General features: G+C 71.6%; 14 protein-coding genes and 1 pseudogene. 12 read left to right on the forward strand and 3 right to left on the reverse strand.

Annotated features, from left to right (window positions below):
- Positions 1-265, reverse strand: a pseudogene (locus tag AB0J97_RS36495) (CHAP domain-containing protein); the annotation flags it as partial.
- A gap of 341 nt (positions 266-606) precedes the next feature.
- Between AB0J97_RS36495 and AB0J97_RS36500 the strand changes: the two are divergent.
- The 9 genes from AB0J97_RS36500 (at position 607) to AB0J97_RS36540 (ending at position 11,720) form a co-directional block, all read left to right on the forward strand.
- Complete coding sequence (locus AB0J97_RS36500) at positions 607-1,215, forward strand: superoxide dismutase (RefSeq protein WP_364097511.1); 609 nt, start codon at positions 607-609, stop codon at positions 1,213-1,215.
- Positions 1,216-1,285: 70 nt separating this feature from the next.
- Entirely contained in the window at positions 1,286-2,395 is a 1,110-nt protein-coding gene (locus tag AB0J97_RS36505) for a serine/threonine-protein kinase (protein WP_364097514.1), read from the forward strand.
- A gap of 35 nt (positions 2,396-2,430) precedes the next feature.
- A complete protein-coding gene (locus AB0J97_RS36510; protein WP_364097517.1) occupies positions 2,431-4,029 on the forward strand; it encodes a protein kinase in 1,599 nt (532 codons plus the stop codon).
- Between the two features lie 97 nt (positions 4,030-4,126).
- A complete protein-coding gene (locus AB0J97_RS36515; RefSeq protein ID WP_364097520.1) occupies positions 4,127-5,524 on the forward strand; it encodes a class II fumarate hydratase in 1,398 nt (465 codons plus the stop codon).
- Between the two features lie 75 nt (positions 5,525-5,599).
- Positions 5,600-6,352, forward strand: a complete 753-nt coding sequence (locus tag AB0J97_RS36520) for a 3-hydroxybutyrate dehydrogenase (protein ID WP_364097523.1) — start codon at positions 5,600-5,602, stop codon at positions 6,350-6,352.
- Positions 6,352-8,265 carry a GAF domain-containing protein gene (locus tag AB0J97_RS36525; protein ID WP_364097526.1) on the forward strand — a complete coding sequence of 638 codons (1,914 nt, stop codon included), beginning with the start codon at positions 6,352-6,354 and terminating at the stop codon, positions 8,263-8,265. Before AB0J97_RS36520 ends, AB0J97_RS36525 begins: the two co-directional genes overlap by 1 nt.
- Before the next feature lie 31 nt (positions 8,266-8,296).
- Positions 8,297-9,571, forward strand: a complete 1,275-nt coding sequence (locus tag AB0J97_RS36530; RefSeq protein ID WP_364097529.1) for an MFS transporter — start codon at positions 8,297-8,299, stop codon at positions 9,569-9,571.
- Positions 9,568-10,569 (forward strand): alpha/beta hydrolase, encoded by a 1,002-nt coding sequence (locus AB0J97_RS36535; RefSeq protein WP_364097532.1) that lies wholly within the window; start codon positions 9,568-9,570, stop codon positions 10,567-10,569. Before AB0J97_RS36530 ends, AB0J97_RS36535 begins: the two co-directional genes overlap by 4 nt.
- A complete protein-coding gene (locus AB0J97_RS36540) occupies positions 10,569-11,720 on the forward strand; it encodes a tannase/feruloyl esterase family alpha/beta hydrolase (protein ID WP_364097535.1) in 1,152 nt (383 codons plus the stop codon). Before AB0J97_RS36535 ends, AB0J97_RS36540 begins: the two co-directional genes overlap by 1 nt.
- Here AB0J97_RS36540 and AB0J97_RS36545 read toward each other — a convergent pair.
- Entirely contained in the window at positions 11,710-13,710 is a 2,001-nt protein-coding gene (locus tag AB0J97_RS36545; RefSeq protein WP_364097538.1) for a glycosyltransferase family 2 protein, read from the reverse strand. The two genes, AB0J97_RS36540 and AB0J97_RS36545, sit on opposite strands and share 11 nt — an antisense overlap.
- Before the next feature lie 71 nt (positions 13,711-13,781).
- A complete protein-coding gene (locus tag AB0J97_RS36550) occupies positions 13,782-14,381 on the reverse strand; it encodes a lytic transglycosylase domain-containing protein (protein WP_357704326.1) in 600 nt (199 codons plus the stop codon).
- Between the two features lie 377 nt (positions 14,382-14,758).
- Between AB0J97_RS36550 and AB0J97_RS36555 the strand changes: the two genes are divergently transcribed.
- From AB0J97_RS36555 to AB0J97_RS36565, 3 genes are read left to right on the forward strand one after another with little or no spacing between them, the layout of a single operon-like run.
- Entirely contained in the window at positions 14,759-15,433 is a 675-nt protein-coding gene (locus tag AB0J97_RS36555) for a response regulator transcription factor (RefSeq protein WP_125636689.1), read from the forward strand.
- Positions 15,430-16,845, forward strand: a complete 1,416-nt coding sequence (locus AB0J97_RS36560) for a HAMP domain-containing sensor histidine kinase (protein WP_364097542.1) — start codon at positions 15,430-15,432, stop codon at positions 16,843-16,845. Before AB0J97_RS36555 ends, AB0J97_RS36560 begins: the two co-directional genes overlap by 4 nt.
- Positions 16,842-17,366 carry a hypothetical protein gene (locus AB0J97_RS36565; RefSeq protein WP_364097545.1) on the forward strand — a complete coding sequence of 175 codons (525 nt, stop codon included), beginning with the start codon at positions 16,842-16,844 and terminating at the stop codon, positions 17,364-17,366. Before AB0J97_RS36560 ends, AB0J97_RS36565 begins: the two co-directional genes overlap by 4 nt.
- Positions 17,367-17,370 lie beyond the last annotated feature (4 nt).

The following is a 17,370-nucleotide window of genomic DNA, read 5'->3' on the forward strand; positions in this document are numbered from 1 at the left end:
ACTTCTGGAACTTGGTGCCGCCGCCGTTGGCGTCCTCGGAGACGCCGACCTGGGCGCGGGCGGTGGCCAGGACCTGGGCGGCGGTGACGTTCACCCTGCCCTGCGCGGAACCCTGCGCGGCCGACTCCTGCGCGGCGGTCTTGGCGGCCCGGTGGGCGGTCTCGGCGCTGACGGCGGCAGTGGCGCCCAGCGCGGTCACGGCGATGGTCGCGCCGAGAGCGAGCTTGGCGATGTTGGACGTGGTCATCATGGCGTGCTTGGCCATCGGGGGGTGCTCCTTTGCTCACCGTCCGCGCATGAGGCACGGCGGGTCACAGGTGTGAATCCTGCGATGGGTGATGACGACAGATCTGCGGGGGCGCCTCGACACGGCTGCCCTGCCGTCGCGTACAAACAGGTACAACAGCGCCCTGACCTGGGTAATTCCCACCCCAAGAAATCCCCACAGGACGCCTGTGCGCGGGCGGCTCAGGCCACCCGCGCACAAACTGGACCCAACTGACTCTCGCCACGATGCCCAAGGCGAGACCTAGGTCGCAAGTCTGATGCACTTGCGAACTACTTGCAATAGTGTTCTCCAGAGATCTACTTCGAGAGGACGGATCCATGGGCGACTACACCCTTCCCGACATGCCCTACGACTACGGCGCGCTGGAGCCCGCCATCACCGGCGAGATCCTGGAGCTGCACCACGCCAGGCACCACGCCGCCTACGTCAAGGGCGCCAACGACACCCTCGACCGCCTGGCCGAGGCCCGCGCGGACGGCGACTTCGGCAACCTGGTGGGCCTGGAGAAGACGTTCGCGTTCAACCTGTCAGGCCACGTCCTGCACTCGATCTTCTGGGAGAACCTCTCGCCCGACGGAGGCGACCGCCCCGACGGCGCGCTCAGGACCGCCATCGACGAGCATTTCGGCACGTTCGAGGCGTTCCAGAAGCAGCTCACCACGGCCACGGCGTCCGTCCAGGGCTCGGGGTGGGGCGTGCTGGCCTGGGAGCCGCTGAGCCGCAGGCTGGTGGTCGAGCAGATCTACGACCACCACGGGAACGTCGGAATGAACACCACGCCGCTTCTCGTGTTCGACGCGTGGGAGCACGCTTACTATCTGCAGTACCGCAACGTGCGTCCGGACTACGTCGAGAAACTGTGGGGCCTCGTCAACTGGGCGGATGTGGCCCGGAGGTTCGCTGACGTAACGAGTCAGGCGGGTTGACTTAAGTTCGCAACAATTTATCGGCCCCGCCTCTACTGGTCGGTTTACACAAATAGGTAAGCTGCCTGGCATGCGTGCGCCCTCCGGTTACCTTCTCGCCGCGCGCTACCGGCTCGTGGAGCCGGTTGGTCGCGGCGGCATGGGCACCGTTTGGCGGGCGCATGACGAGTTGCTCGACCGCGACGTGGCGGTGAAGGAAGTACGGCTGCCCACCGTCCTCGACGAGGAGCTGCGCGCCGAGTTGTGCGCCCGCACCGAGCGCGAGGGCAGGGCGACCGCGATGGTCGCCCATCCGTCGGTCATCACCGTCTTCGACGTCGTGACCGAGGACGACCGTCCCTGGATCGTGATGGAGCTGCTCCGGGCCAGGTCCCTGGAGCAGCTCATCCAGGAGCACGGACCGCTCCCCCCGCGCCGGGCCGCCGAGATCGGCCGGCAGATCCTCGGCGCGCTGCGGGCCGTCCACGCCAAGGGCATCCTCCACCGCGACGTGAAGCCGAGCAACGTGCTGGTGACCGAGGACCGCGCGGTGCTCACCGACTTCGGACTGGCCGCGCTCGAAGGCGACGTCTCCATCACCCAGGCGGGCATCGTCCTCGGGTCGGCCGGTTACATCGCGCCCGAGCGGGTTCTCGGCTCCAAGGCGAGCCCCGCGGGCGATCTGTGGTCGCTCGGCGCGACCCTCTACACCGCCGTCGAGGGCCGAGGGCTGCACGGTCGCCGTACGGCCGCCGCCGCGCTGGCCGCGCTGACCAGTGGCGAGCCGATCCCGATGAGCAAGGCGGGCCCGCTGGCGCCCGTTCTCGATGCGTTGCTCCGGATCGATCCACAAACCCGGCTCGACTCCGTACGGGCCTCGCTCATGCTGGCCCGGGTGGCCGCGGGCGGCTCGGCGGAGGAGCCGCTGGCCCCGCGCCGTCCCGTACGCCCGGTGCCCGTGAGCGCCTCACCCCCTTTCGCGCGCAGGCCCGCGCATCGCGGGCTGCACAGGGCGGAGGCCACCGCGGCCGCGCTGTCGGTCCCGCCGCCGCGCCAGGAGCGCAGGTCAGGTGAGGGGGTCCACCGGAGGCGGGTCGAACCGCGTCCAGCTCCGTCCACTTATGCCCGTTTCAAGTCGGCGGTGATAAAGTTGTTCCTTCCTCGGCGGTTCTGGCCAAGAGAACTTCGCAAGCGAGGGTAAAGCACTTCCCAAGCGAGAATCGATATCTTCTTCTCATGCCGGAACAGCAGACACGCCTGCTCGCGGAGCGCTACGAGCTCATCGCCCCGCTCGGCCGGGGCACGATGGGAACGGTGTGGCGCGCCCGCGACCGCGCGCTCGGGCGCGAGGTGGCGGTCAAAGAGATCCGCCAGGACCCGGGACTCACCGAGGACCAGCGGGCCGAGCTACGCGAGCGCATGGTGCGCGAAGGCCGCATCGCCTCGCGGATCAACCACCCGTCCGTCGCGGCCATCCATGACGTGCTCATCCAGGACGACAGCCCCTGGATCATCATGGAGCTCATCGAGGCCCGCTCGCTGGAGCAGGTGATCGAGGAGGAGGGGCCGCTGCCGCCGCGGCTCGTCGCCGAGATCGGCGTCGACCTGCTGGGCGCGCTGCGCGCCGCGCACTCCCAGGGCATCACGCACCGCGACGTCAAGCCGGGCAACGTGCTCATCACCGAGAGCGGCCGGGTGGTGCTGACGGACTTCGGCATCGCCAAGGCCGAGGGCGACTCACGGCTCACCAAGACGGGCATGGTGATCGGCTCGCCCGGCTACACGGCCCCGGAACGCGCCAGAGGCGAGTACACCGGGCCGGAGTCGGACATCTGGTCACTGGGGGCGACGCTGTACTTCGCGGTCGAGGGGCGGCCGGCGTACGAACGGGCCACGATCGCCGAGACGCTGGCCGCGCTGCTCAGCGAGAGCGCCGACCCGCCCACGCAGGCGGGGCAGCTCCGGCCGGTGCTGAACGGGCTGCTGAACAAGGACTACCGGCAGCGGCTCGGCGCCGCCAAGGCGGAGACCCTCATGCGGATGGTCGCCGACACGCCCACGAGCGAGATGCCCGCGCTCACGGCCGAAGACCTGATCGCGCAGGAGGCCGCGTTGCCCGACCCCTTCACCGGTTCCGGCCCTCGACGTCCCTCCGGGCCCCCAGCCGGGGCCTCAGGCCCTCAGGGGCGCCCTTCCGGGGCGCCGGGGGCGTACGGGCAGGGCGCCACGCCCGGAGCGCCCACCTCGGGCCCGCAGCAGGCGCATCCCGTGGGGGCACGGCCTTCGCAGGGCGCTCGCCCGGCACAGCCGCCTCAGACCGGCGACGAGGAGGACTTCGACCCCGAGCGGACCGTCAGCGTCATGCGTCCCAAGGCGCCGTTCTCGCCGGGGCCCGAGCAGGGCGGTGGCCGTCCGCCGCAGCGCCCCGACGACGAGGGGACCGTCACCACCAGGCGCATCTCCGCCCCTCCCGGCGCTCCCGGCCAGCAGGTCTACCCGCCGACGCAGCAACCGCCGCGCCCGATGCCGCAGCAGGGCCCGGGACAGGGCGGACCGCAGCAGAGCGGGCCACAGCAGGGCCGACCTGGACAGAGTGGACCTGGACAGGGTGGACAGGGACAGGGTGGACAGGGACAGGGCCGCCCGGGGCAGCCCGTACCGCACCAGAGCGGCCCGCATCAGGGGCAGGGCCTCGGCACCGACCTGTTCGCCATCGCCGGGCAGCCCGAGAAGCCGCCCGCGGGCAACCGCAACGGCATGCTGGTGCTCATGGCCGTGGCCGCCGCCGCGGCGGTCGTGATCGCCGTCCTCATCGTGGCGCTCATCTCCAGCTGAGCGCGCTCACCCCGGTACGCCGGCCCGCCCCCGCGCGGGACGGGCCGGCGCCCGGACTGCTCGGACTGATCGCACAGCCGTGGGACAGACTGGAGTCATGAGCGAGTTCAGAATCGAACATGACTCGATGGGCGAGGTCCGCGTGCCGGCGGGAGCGCGGTGGCGGGCCCAGACCCAGCGGGCGGTGGAGAACTTCCCGATCTCGGGGCGGCCGCTCGAACCGTCCCACATCGCCGCGCTGGGCCTGATCAAGGCGGTCGCCGCCGAGGTCAACGGCGAGCTGGGCGTGATCGACAAGGATCTGGCCGAGGCCGTCGCGCAGGCCGCCGCCGACGTGGCCGACAACGAGCACGACGCCCACTTCCCCATCGACGTCTTCCAGACCGGCTCCGGCACCTCGTCCAACATGAACGCCAACGAGGTGATCGCGACGCTGGCCGAGGAGCGGCTGGGTCGTCCCGTGCACCCCAACGACCATGTGAACGCCTCCCAGTCGTCCAACGACGTCTTCCCGACCTCGATCCACGTGGCGGCCGCGGTCGAGGTGACCTTCCACCTGCTGCCCTCGCTCACGCATCTGGCCGAGACGCTGCACGCCAAGGCGGCCGAGTTCGCGCAGGTGGTCAAGTCGGGCAGGACCCATCTGATGGACGCCACGCCGGTGACCCTGGGCCAGGAGTTCGGCGGGTACGCCGCCCAGGTCGACCACGGCGGCACCCGCGTCCGCACGGCGCTGAACCACGTCCTGGAGCTGCCCCTGGGCGGGACGGCGGTCGGCACGGGCATCAACACCCCGCCGGGCTTCGCGGAACGGGCGATCGCGAAGCTGGGCGAGGCGACCGGCATCCCCTTCCGCGAGGCCGCGGACCACTTCGAGGCCCAGGGCGCGCAGGACTCCATCGTGGAGCTGTCCGGGCAGCTCAAGGTGGTGGCCGTGTCGCTCAACAAGATCGCGAACGACCTGCGCTGGATGGGCTCCGGCCCGCGCGCCGGGCTCGGCGAGATCAACCTGCCGGACCTCCAGCCGGGCTCGTCCATCATGCCGGGCAAGGTCAATCCGGTGATCCCCGAGGCCACGGCCATGGTCGCGGCCCAGGTCATCGGCAACGACGCGGCGATCACCTTCGCCGGGGCCTCGGGCAGCTTCGAGCTGAACGTGCAGCTCCCGGTCATCGCCCGCAACATCCTGGAGTCGATCAGGCTGCTGGCGAACGTGTCCCGGCTGCTGGCCGACCGCTGCGTCGCCGGCATCACGGCCAACGTCGACCGGCTGCGCGAGTACGCCGAGTCCTCCCCCTCGATCGTCACCCCGCTCAACCGGCACGTCGGCTACGAGGAGGCGGCCAAGATAGCCAAGCAGGCGCTGGCCGAACGCAAGACCATCCGGGAGGTCGTCGTCGAACGCGGCCACGTGGCCGCCGGCACCCTGACCGAGGAGCAGCTCGACGCCGCGCTCGACGTGCTGTCCATGACCCGCCCGCCGACCGGGGAGTGATCCACATAGGCGGGCCCACATCTATGTCGCCCGCACCCATGCGTCCCGGCGCGGCGACCGCCTAGGGTTCGGAGTATGGCGAAGGAGCTGACTGGGCGGACCGCGCTGGTGACGGGGGCTGGGGGCGGCATCGGCGCCGCCTGCGCCCGGCGACTGGCCGCCGCGGGGGCCAAGGTGCTGGTGGTCGACAGGCAGGGCGAGGCGGCCGGGAAGGTGGCCGCGGAGGTCGGCGGGGTCGCGGTGGTGGCCGATCTGAGCGATCCGGCCTTCGCCGGGTCGCTGCCCGACGAGCCGGTGGACATCGTGGTGAACAACGCCGGGTTCCAGCACGTCGCGCCGGTCGAGGACTTCCCGCCGGAGGTGTTCTCCGCCATGATGCGGGTGATGGTGGAGGCTCCGTTCCTGATCGCGCGGCGGGTGCTGCCCGGCATGTACGCCCGGGGCTGGGGGCGGTTCGTGAACATGTCGTCGGTGCACGGGTTGCGGGCCTCGCCGTACAAGTCGGCGTACACGACGGCCAAGCACGCGCTGGAGGGGTTCTCCAAGGTCGTCGCGCTGGAGGGGGCGGCCCACGGGGTGACCTCCAACTGCGTGTGCCCGGCGTACGTGCGCACCGCGCTGGTCGAGACGCAGATCGACGACCAGGCCAGGGTGCACGGCATCGGCAGCGACGAGGTCGTCGAGAACATCATGCTCCAGCCTGCCGCGATCAAGCGGCTCATCGAGCCCGAAGAGGTCGCCGAACTGGTCGTCTACCTCTGCGGCCCCCACGGCTCCTTCATCACCGGCACCTCCCTCCCCGTAGACGGCGGCTGGACGGCCCACTAGTGAGCACCCCCTTTCTGGAGTTGTTGGCGCGGGAGGCGTCGGCCGTCGAGTTCGAGGGGCCGATCGTGGAGGCCAGGGCGCAGGGCGCCGATCCGGCCACGATCGAGGAGCTGGAGCAGGCCAAGGTCGAGGCGTTGAAGGTCAGGGCGCTGCTCAGGCGGCGGGCCAGGCGGGAGGCCGAGCTGTCGGCGCTCTACGACACGGCCGGCGACCTGGCCGCGCTGCGCGACCTCGACGCCGTGCTCGAAGCCATCGTCCACCGGGCCAGGCAGCTGCTGGCGACCGACATCGCGTACATGACGCTGCACGACCCCGAGCAGGGCGACACGTACATGCGGGTCACCGACGGGTCGATCTCGGCCAAGTTCAGGGCCCTCCGGCTGGCCATGGGCGCCGGGCTGGGCGGGCTGGTCGCGCAGACGGCCACCCCGTACGCGACCGCCGACTACTTCGCCGACGCCAGGTTCCGGCACAAGGGGCACATCGACGAGGCCGTCAAGGAGGAGGGCCTGGTCGCGATCCTCGGGGTGCCGCTGCGGCTGGGCCAGCGGGTGATCGGCGTGCTCATGGCGGCCAACCGCAGCGCCAGGCCCTTCCACCAGGAGGAGGTCTCGCTGCTGGCGAGCCTGGCCGCGCACGCCGCCGTCGCCATCGACAACGCCCGCCTGCTCCAGGAGACCAGGAACGCCCTGGAGGAGCTCTCGCAGGCCCACAGGACGGCAAGGGCGCACGGCGAGGCCGTCGAGCGGGCCGCGCTGGCCCATGACCGGATGACCTCGCTGGTGCTGCGGGGCGGCGGCATCGAGGACGTCGCCGCCGTGGTGACCGAGGTGCTCGGCGGTTCGCTGGCCGTGCTCGACGACCTGGGCCGGCCGATCACGGGCGACGTGGGCGAGCTGGACGCGGGGGTGTTCGAGGCGGCGCAGGCGTCCAGGGCGCTGGGACGTACCGTGCGCAGGGGCGACCTGCTGATCGCGTCGGTGGACGTCGGCGGCGAGCCGTTGTGCACGCTCATCCTGCGCAGCGACGACGCCGACGAACGCATCCTGGAACGGGCGGCGCTGGTGTGCGCGCTGCTGCTGCTGTTCAGGCGGAGCGTGGCCGAGGCCGAGGGCCGGGTCAGGGGCGAGCTGCTGGAGGACCTGATCTCGCGCCCGGACTCGCCCGGCCTGGCCGACCGGGCCCGGCGGCTCGGCGTGGACCTGCGGGCGCCGCACGTCGTGGTGGTGGCCAGGCACGGCGGCCAGCGGGAGCGGGCGGCGTTCTGGGCCTCCTCGCACGCCACGGTCCGGCACGGGCTGGCGGCGGGGCGCGGCGAGGAGGTGGTGCTGCTGCTGCCGGGCGTCGACGCGGGCGGCCTCGCCCAGCGGGTGGCGGCCGAGCTGAGCGCGTCCCTGCACAGCCCGGCGACGGCGGGCGCCTCCCCGGCCCGGCTCCCCGCCCCCTCCGCGGGAGAGGCGCCGGGAGACGGGACGGCGGGGGCGCGGGACGTCGCGGAGGCGTACCAGGAGGCGCGGCGGTGCGCCGAGGCGCTGATCGCGCTCGGCCGGGCCGGCGACGGCGCGAGCCCCGCCGAGCTGGGCTTCGTCGGCCTGCTCGTGGGCGACGGCCGCGACGTGCGCGGCTTCGTCGGCCGCGTGCTCGGCGCGGTGCTCGACTACGACGCCCGCCGGGGCACCGCGCTCGCCGACACCCTGTCGGCCTACTTCGGCACGGGCGGCTCGCCCTCCCGTACGGCCGAGGCCATGCACATCCACGTCAACACCGTCACGCAACGCCTCGACCGGATCGGCAGGCTGCTCGGCGACGGCTGGCTGGAGCCCGAACGCGCGCTGGAGACCCAGCTCGCGCTCCGCCTGCACAAGCTCGGCCACACATCCTCGCCACAGACTGTGGGTCCCGACCCCATATGAGTGACGCCGGTCACTCTTTACCGTGACCGGCATGGCAACTTCCATCAAGAGGATCGTCGCCGCGAGCCTGATCGGCACCACCATCGAGTGGTACGACTTCTTCCTGTACGGCTCGGCAGCCGCTCTCGTGTTCAACAAACTCTTCTTCCCCGAGTCCGACCCCCTGACCGGCACGCTGCTGTCGTTCCTCACCTACGCCGTGGGGTTCGTCGCCCGCCCGCTCGGCGGCCTGGTCTTCGGCCACTTCGGCGACCGGCTGGGCCGCAAGACCCTGCTGGTGGTCAGCCTGCTGATGATGGGCGCCGCCACGTTCCTGATCGGCTGCCTGCCGACGTACGCCACGCTCGGCTCGTCGGCGGCGCTGCTGCTGACCGCGCTCCGGCTCGTGCAGGGCTTCGCGCTCGGCGGCGAGTGGGGCGGCGCGGTGCTGATCGTGTCCGAGCACGGCGACACCGCCCGCCGCGGCTTCTGGGCCTCCTGGCCGCAGGCGGGCGCGCCCGGCGGGAACCTGCTGGCCACCGGCGTGCTGGCGGTGCTGGCCGCCTGGCAGTCCGACGAGGCGTTCCTGTCGTGGGGCTGGCGGGTCCCGTTCCTGCTGTCGGGCGTGCTGGTGATGGTCGGGTTGTGGATCCGGCTGACGATCAGCGAGTCGCCGGTGTTCCGGCAGGCCGAGCCGGAGCCGACCGCGCCGATCGTGGGCGTGCTGCGGCACCACTGGAAGGACGTGCTCACCGCCATCGGCGCCCGCCTGGCCGAGAACATCTCGTTCTACCTGCTGACCGTGTTCGTCATCACGTACGCGAAGAATGCCAAGATCGACAACTCGACAGTGCTGAGCGCGGTGCTGGTCGCCTCGGCGGTCCACTTCGTCACGATCCCGATGTGGGGCGCGCTGTCGGACCGGCTCGGCCGCCGCCCGATCTACCTGGCCGGAGCCGCCGGCATCGGCGTGTGGATCTTCGCCTTCTTCCCGCTGGTGGACACCGGCAACTTCCTGGCGATCACCCTCGCGGTCACCGTCGGCCTGCTCTTCCACGGCATGATGTACGGCCCGCAGGCGGCCTTCTTCGCCGAGCTGTTCGGCACCCGGACGCGCTACACCGGCGTGTCGATCGGCGCCCAGCTGTCGGCCATCGTGGCCGGCGCGCTGGCCCCGCTCATCGCAGTGGCGCTGCTGAAGAGCTACTCCAGCAGTGTGCCCATCTCCGTCTACCTTGGCCTGGCGGCGGTGCTCACGCTGGTCGCCGTCTACACCGCCCGCGAGACCCAGGGACGCGACCTGGCCGAGAGGATGCACGTGCGATGAAGGTCACCACCCCCCGCCTCACGCAGCACGTCCTGACCGTCGAGGGCAGGACGTCCGGCGAGCCCGTGCTGTTCGTGCACGGCAACGTCTCCTCCGGCGCGTTCTGGCGCGACAGCATGGCCGCGCTGCCCGACGGCTACCGCCCGCTCGCCCCCGACCTGCGCGGCTTCGGCGACACCGACCCCCAGCCGGTGGACGCCACCCGGGGCCTGCGCGACTTCTCCGACGACCTGGTCGAGCTGGCCGAGGCGCTCGGGCTCGACGGCGTGCACCTGGTCGGCTGGAGCCTCGGCGGCGGCGTCGTCCTGCAGTTCCTGCGCGACCGTCCGGCGCTGGTCAGGAGCGTCACGCTGGTCAACCCGATCTCCCCGTACGGCTTCGGCGGCACCGAGGGCCCGGACGGCACGCTCACCCATCCCGACGGCGCGGGATCGGGAGCCGGGGCGGCGAACCCCGACTTCGTGGCCCGCCTGAAGGCCGGCGACCTGTCCGAGGAGTCCCCCACCTCCCCCCGCAACGTGCTGCGCTCCGGCTACGTCAAGCACCCGGAGATCCCCGACGAGGACTTCTACCTGCGGTCGATGCTCACCACCCGGGTGGACGAGGCCAACTACCCGGGCGACGCCGCCACCTCCCCCGCGTGGCCGGGCGTGGCCCCCGGCAAGCAGGGGGTGCTCAACGCGTGCGCCCCCACCCACTTCCGCCTGGACGACCTGCACGAGATCGACTCCAGGCCACCCGTTTTGTGGATCAGGGGCGCCGACGACGTGATCGTCTCCGACACCTCCCTGTTCGACCTGGCCCATCTGGGCGCGATCGGCGTCGTGCCCGGCTCCCCCGGCACGCCGGCCCAGCCGATGGTGACCCAGACGAGGGCGGTCCTCGACCGCTACGGCCGCTATCGCGAGGTCGTGCTGGACGACTGCGGCCACAGCCCGCACCTGGAGCGGCCCGCCGAGTTCCGCCGTCTGCTGGCCGAGCACCTGGAGGAGGCCTGATGTTGGTCGCCCTCACCCTCGTGGCGAGCCTGCTCACCGCCCCCGTCGCGCACGAGCTGACCGTGCCCGGCGCGGAGAAGCTGGTCAGCGCCGCCCTCGACGACCTCACCACGGCCGGCACCACGCCGACCGGCCACACCGACCCGGCCGACTGGGCCGGCCTGCACTCCAAGGCCACCGTCAACCCGACCGGCGTGCCCGGCACGCAGCTCGACGGCTACTTCCCCGACACCTCGACCGGCAACGCCACGCACGGCTGGAACCACGACTCCCAGTTCGTGATCAGGCTCCCCGACCGCTGGAACGGCGGCCTGGTCGTCAGCGGCACGCCGGGCAACCGGGAGCAGTACGCCAACGACTACACGATCTCCGACTGGGTCCTGTCCAAGGGCTACGCGTTCGCCGCCACCGACAAGGGCAACGTGGGCGTGACCTTCTACCAGGACGGCCGCCGCCCCGGCGACGCCATCGCCGAGTGGAACGACCGCGTCACCCAGCTCACCGTGGCCGCCAGGTCGGTCGTCCGGCAGCGGTACGGCCGCCCGCCCGCCCGTACGTTCATGGCCGGACTGTCCAACGGCGGTTACCTGGTCAGGTGGCAGCTGGAGAACCGCGCCTGGCTCTACGACGGCGGCGTGGACTGGGAGGGCACGCTCTTCCGGGTCAAGGGCGACAACCTGCTGAACTTCCTGCCGCCCGCGCTGAAGGCGTACCCCGACGAGGCGGGCGTGCGGGCGGCCGGGTTCGCGGCGGGGTCGGAGTTCCTGTGGCCCTTCCACCGGCAGTACTACTGGGAGCTCACCCAGCAGCTCTACCAGAAGGAGCTGGACCCGTCGTACACGGGCGCGCCGGCCGACTACGACTACGACGCGCGCAGGCCGTACGCCGCGATGGCCAGGATCGGGCTGACCGGCAGGATCACCAAGCCGCTGATCACGATCCACGGGACCCTCGACACGCTGCTGCCGATCTCCCGCGACTCCGACGTCTACGCCGAGATGGTGGGCCCGCGCCGCCCGTTCCGCTACCACCGGATCGAGGGCGGCAACCACCTCGACAGCCTCGTCGACGTCTACCCCGACCGGCTCAGGCCCATGCTCCCGGCCTTCAGGGACGCCTTCCAGGAGCTGGAGGACTGGGTCACTCCTTGAGGTAGCGATGCCTGCCCGCGCGCGCCCAGCGCACGATGTGCCGCGCCCCGGGCAGGCGCCTGCCGAGGCGGTGGAGCACGGTGTCGTGGCCCATGGGCGAGCGCCGCCGGGGTTCGACCGCGACGGCCGGGCGCGTCTCGACCCGGCCCCGGCGCACCTGGAGCCCGAACCGCAGCCCGGTCTCCTCGTCGGCCGAGCGCAGCGACGACAGCCAGGCGCCCGGACCGAGGTGGTCATCGCCTGAGATGTGCCGCTTGACCGGGATCTTGGCGACGAGCTGGCCGGCGAGCTTGCCCGGCACCCCGGCCTCGACCAGCGCGGGCGCGCACACCTCGCGTTCGCGGCGGCCGGTGCTGCGCAGCACCAGCTCCAGGGGCGGCCCGCCGCTCGGCGGCACGTACGGGACCGGCAGCACGACGTACACGTGACCGTCGAGCTGGCGGACGGTCACCCCCGGCGACACCAGCGCGATCGACTCCGAGAACGAGCGCGGCTCGACGGCGAGCCCCAGCTCCCCCTTGTCCGACCAGCACGGCACCACCAGCCGCATCCTGGGCCGCTGCGCCAGCACGCCCAGGCAGTTGAGCGGCCCCTCGGCCCGGCCGACCCGGCTCCTGGCCTGGTTGGCGCCGCTGAACATGCGGACGTGCACCTCCCACTGCCCCGGGCTGAGCGGGCGGCCCATCGCCGCGCTGGTCACGTCCAGCCGGGCCTCGCCCCTGATCTGCACGCGGACCCGGCGGCGGCCGTCGGGCCCGCGCTCGACGTGCTGGTCGATCGGCAGGAAGTGCACCACGCCGGTCCCGCTGTGCCGGATGTAGACGTCCACGCGGGCCCGCTCGACGTCGGAGGTGATGTCGGTGACGTCGTCGGACAGCAGCCTGGTGTCGATCGAACGCGGCGGGATCCAGTGCAGGCGCTCGCCGTCCACGCGGTACCGGTCGGGCAGGCCGTCGCCGGACATGACCTCCACGGTCAGGCCGAGCACCAGGATGTGGGCGTCCCAGCGCATCTCGGTGAGCTCGGCGCGCAGGCCCGCGCGCTTGGAGGAGTTGGCCAGCATGACGATCTGGTCCAGACGTCCGCTCCTGACGAAGGCGGCCACCGCCCGCATCTGGACGGGCAGGTAGCGGTCGACCCGCTCGGGGAAGCGCTCGCCGATCAGCTCCTGGACGACCCGGAAGTGCATGCCCCGGTCCACCGAGGAGTCGGCGAACCTGGCGGTCAGCAGCGGCCTGAGCACGGCGGAGCGGAACCAGTAGGCGTACATGCGGTCGCGCTGGCGGCCGGCGCCGACGTAGGTGTCGATGTCGGTGAGCAGCGTGCTCAGCCCGGCCACGATCACCCGGGGGTCCTCCTCGGCCGCCTCGGGCCGCGGTCCGAGCTGGCAGCAGACGTCCTCGGCCAGTACGGCGATCACCTTGGCGTGCAGGTACGCCCGCATCACGAACGCCTGCTCGGCCAGCCTGCCGCCGGGCATGGCGAAGCCCAGCTCGTGCTCCTCCAGGAAGGCCCGGCGGTAGAGCTGCTGGGGGACGAGCAGCGTCATGAGGCGCTCGCGCAGGATGTCGGCGCGGGCCGTGCTGCGCTCGAAGGCCACCATGGGTGGCCCGTAGTCGCGGGCCAGCCGGCCGATCAGCACGTCGGCGTCGGTCTCGACCGCGCGCTCGTGCATGCGGGCCAGGGCGTCGCGCGCCAGCCGGTCGGACTGGTCGAGGAAGTAGACGTAATCGCCCTCCGCCGCGGCCACGCCCATGTTGCGGCCCCGCGACGGCGACCCGGTGTGCGGCAGGTGCAGCACGCGGACGTTCTCGCGGAGATCGGCGATGGTGTCCAGGCGGGCCCCGATGCCGTCCGTGGAGCCGTCGTCCACGAAGATCACTTCGTAGTCGGCGGCCGGCAGCGTCTGCTCCAGCGCGGAGCGGATGCACGCGTCCGCGGTGTCACCCGGGTTGTGGACATTGATGATCACACTGACCTTCGCACCCATGCGGCCAGCGTGCGCCGCTCATACACGATCGGGTGAGACGGCTTGCCGATTACAGGAGGAAAGTTGACCTGTTAGTACCATCCTGTGGACTGTGAGTGGCCCCAGGCGCCGCAGGGCGTGCCGTAGCGGCCCTTGATGTAGCCGAGGCCCCACGCGATCTGGGTGGCGGCATTGGTCTGCCAGTCGCCGCCCGCGCTGGCCATCTTGCTGCCCGGCAGGGCCTGTGGGATGCCGTACGCGCCGGAGTAGCGGTTCATCGCCCGCTCGTTCCAGCCGCTCTCCTTCTGCCACAGCAGCTCCAGGCAGCCCCACTGGTCGGCGCCCCAGCCCTTGGCGGCGAGCAACGACTTGGCGACGGCCTTGTTGCTGCCGGGCGAGGGGTTGCTGCCCGGCGGGAAGTTCGCGGGCGGGAAGCCGTTGCCGCCCGGCGCCTTCTTGGGCACGACCCAGTTGAGCTTCTTGGTGCCGGTGCGGCCCTTCTTGAGCTGGTCGGCCCGGAACGCCTGCTCGGCGGCGTTCTTCAGGGCGTCGGTCTCGGGGTCGGGGGCGAACAGGTCGCCTCCGGCGAGCGCGCCCAGCTGCTCGGCCGTGAACGGGTCGACCGGCGGCCTGTTGGCATTGTCGACGGCGCGATAGGCGACGTAACCGCCACCGCCCACGACCACCACCAGCGACACGACCGTGACGGCGACGCGCTTGGGGGTGAAACGCGAAGGCCGGCGGCGCGCCGAGCGAAGGTCATCCTTCGGGGGGCGCTCACTCAACTGCGGACCGGGGCTCACGATCCATGAGCTTGCCCTGTCATGGGGGGTGGTCCGCAACCGGAACGCGGGATTCGGTTGACGTTCTCTTGGCCAACCAGCAGGTAACAACCTTTTTCACGAAAAATTGTGAGTTTCGTCACAGAGGTGGCGCGCCTCCCTTCGAGCGCCCGCACCGAAGGGAGGCCGCTTTCAGGGTTCCGCCCCATCTTCGGGATCTGATCCGGACCGGGTCACAGTTTGATGACACAACCCGGGTATAGGGGACATGGAATAATAATGTGCGCGTGGCCGGCATCCTCCTTGTAGAAGACGATCCCTCCGTCCGCACAGCTCTGGAGCTGGCGTTGACGCGGCAGGGACATTCCGTCACGTCCTATGCGACGGGCGAGGAGGCTCTGGACCACATCCGCGCCCGCCGCCCCGAGATCGCGATCCTCGACGTCATGCTCCCCGGCATCGACGGCGTGGAGGTCTGCCGCCGCATCCGCAAGCTCGACCAGCTCCCCGTCATCCTGCTCACCGCCCGCGGCGACGACCTGGACGTCGTGGTCGGCCTGGAGGCGGGAGCCGACGACTACGTGGTCAAGCCGGTCGAGCCGCGGGTGCTCGACGCCCGCATCCGGGCCATCCTGCGCCGGGCCGAGTCCGCCACCTCCGACCGCATCACCTTCGGCGACCTCGTGATCGACCGGGGGGCGCTCAAGGTCACGCTGGCCAGCAAGGAGATCCACCTGACGCCGACCGAGCTGCGGCTGCTGCTGGAGCTCGTCCGCCACCCCGGGCAGGTGCTCAACCGCCGCTACCTGCTGCGGGTCGTCTGGGACCACACGCACGTCGCCGACTCGCGGCTGGTGGACGCCTGCGTCCAGCGCGTCCGCGCCAAGATCGAGCCGAGGCCGGCCGAGCCCGTCTTCATCCACACCGTGCGCGGGTTCGGCTACCGGTTCAGCCCTCCGTGATCCCGCTGCCCACCGGGCTGCGGGCGCGCCTGGTCATCACGTTCACCCTCGTCGCGGTCACCGCGTCGGTGCTGGTCGCCACCATCGGCTTCGAGCTGGCCAAGACCGCGCTCGTGACCAGGGCCGAGACCACGTCGCTCGACCTGGTGACCCGGGAGCTCGGCCGGATCACCTTCCCGGTCGGCCAGCTCAGGCCGGGCGAGGCGGCGCCGTCCATGAAGGAGCTCGACCAGGTCGTCCGCACGCTGTCCAGCCCCGGCCGCAGCGTCCTGGTCGAGTACGGCAACCTGCTGTCCGCCGACGGCCCGATGACCATGAAGGACGTCCCCAACGAGCTGTACGGCCGGGCCAAGCAGAACGTCGTCACCCAGCGCAAGGTGATCGGCAACGAGCTGTGGCTCGTCGTCGGCGCCGAGGTCCACCGGTACGAGACCGGCACCGCCCCCGAGCCGACCGGGCTGCGCGCGTTCGTCTTCTTCCCGCTGCACGACGAGGAGAGCCAGCTCGCCACGCTGCGCAACACGCTCACCCAGGGCGGCGCGGTCATCGTGCTGATCGCGCTGGTGGTGGCGCTGCTGTCGGCCCGGCAGGTGCTGCTGCCCGTACGGCGGCTCAGCGCGGCCGCCCAGGCGCTCGGCCAGGGCCGGCTGGACACCCGCCTGCCGGTGCACGGCCAGGACGAGCTGGCCGAGCTGACCTCCAGGTTCAACGACGCCGCGGCGGCGCTGGAGCTGAGCGTGTCGGAGCTGCGCTCGCTGGAGGCCATGTCCCGCAGGTTCGTGGCCGACGTCTCGCACGAGCTGCGCACGCCGCTCACCGCCATGACGGCCGTGGCCGACATGCTCTCGGAGGAGGCCGGCCGGCTGCCCGACGCGCCCGCCGAGGCCGTACGGCTGGTGCTGCGCGAGATCGGCCGCCTGCGCGAGCTGGTCGAGCACCTGATCGAGGTCAGCAGGTTCGACGCCGGCACCGCGACGCTCAACGTGGAGCCCGTGAACGTCGCCGACGCCCTCCTCGACTGCCTGGAGGTGCGCGGCTGGAGCGACGAGGTGGAGGTGACCGCCTCGCAGGGGTTGACCGTCAACCTCGATCCGAGGAGGTTCGACGTCATCGTGGCCAACCTGGTCGGCAACGCGCTCAAGCACGGCCTGCCCCCGGTGGAGGTCACCGCGAGAGGCACCGAGAACGGCCTGGAGGTGAAGGTGCGCGATCATGGCAAGGGCATCCCCGCCGAGGCGCTGCCCCACGTCTTCGACAGGTTCTTCAAGGCGGGCGCGGGCCGGGCCCGCAGCCAGGGCAGCGGCCTCGGCCTGGCCATCGCCCGCGCCAACGTGCACCTGCACGGCGGCACGATCTCCGTACGGGCCCAGCAGCCGGGCACCCTGTTCACGGTCTGGCTGCCGCACCAATGAGAGCGCACCGGGCCCTGCCGGCCGTTCTCGCCCTGCTGGCCGCGGCCGCCTGCGGCATCTCGCCGACCGACGTCCAGACCAAGGGCGCCGCGCCCACCATCAAGCTGCCGCCGCCCTCGAAGACCATCTTCCTGATCAGGAACAAGGAGCTCACGCTCGAACCCGCCGACGTCGAGACCGACACCGTGGGGAGCCTGCTCGGCGCCCTGTTCGCCGCCTCCGACCGGCCGCTCGGCGACCGCACCACCGAGCTGCGCGGCCTGGAGTACGTCGGCATGAAGGACTCGCTCGACCCCGTCCAGCGCGACGAGAAGCAGCTCCCGCGCACGTCCACGCTGACCGTCTACTTCAAGGGCGACCGGCCGCTGAGCAGGCTCGGCAAGGCCCAGATCGTCTGCACCGCGCAGCAGGACGCCGCGCAGCAGGACGCCGCGTTCGAGCAGGTCAAGATCGTCCGGGAGAACGACGGCCGCCCCTCCAAGGCGGAGGGACGGCCGTACACCTGCGGCGAGCTCAAGTAGGCCC

Origin of the sequence: Nonomuraea sp. NPDC049607 (genome assembly GCF_040675375.1) — a bacterium.
Taxonomy (GTDB): Bacteria; Actinomycetota; Actinomycetes; order Streptosporangiales; family Streptosporangiaceae; genus Nonomuraea.

Coding starts and splice junctions, on each gene's coding strand:
- AB0J97_RS36500 (WP_364097511.1), top strand. CDS start 607: ATGGGCGACTACACCCTTCCCGACATGCCCTACGACTACGGCGCGCTG.
- AB0J97_RS36505 (WP_364097514.1), top strand. CDS start 1,286: ATGCGTGCGCCCTCCGGTTACCTTCTCGCCGCGCGCTACCGGCTCGTG.
- AB0J97_RS36510 (WP_364097517.1), top strand. CDS start 2,431: ATGCCGGAACAGCAGACACGCCTGCTCGCGGAGCGCTACGAGCTCATC.
- AB0J97_RS36515 (WP_364097520.1), top strand. CDS start 4,127: ATGAGCGAGTTCAGAATCGAACATGACTCGATGGGCGAGGTCCGCGTG.
- AB0J97_RS36520 (WP_364097523.1), top strand. CDS start 5,600: ATGGCGAAGGAGCTGACTGGGCGGACCGCGCTGGTGACGGGGGCTGGG.
- AB0J97_RS36530 (WP_364097529.1), top strand. CDS start 8,297: ATGGCAACTTCCATCAAGAGGATCGTCGCCGCGAGCCTGATCGGCACC.
- AB0J97_RS36535 (WP_364097532.1), top strand. CDS start 9,568: ATGAAGGTCACCACCCCCCGCCTCACGCAGCACGTCCTGACCGTCGAG.
- AB0J97_RS36540 (WP_364097535.1), top strand. CDS start 10,569: ATGTTGGTCGCCCTCACCCTCGTGGCGAGCCTGCTCACCGCCCCCGTC.
- AB0J97_RS36545 (WP_364097538.1), bottom strand. CDS start 13,710: ATGGGTGCGAAGGTCAGTGTGATCATCAATGTCCACAACCCGGGTGAC.
- AB0J97_RS36565 (WP_364097545.1), top strand. CDS start 16,842: ATGAGAGCGCACCGGGCCCTGCCGGCCGTTCTCGCCCTGCTGGCCGCG.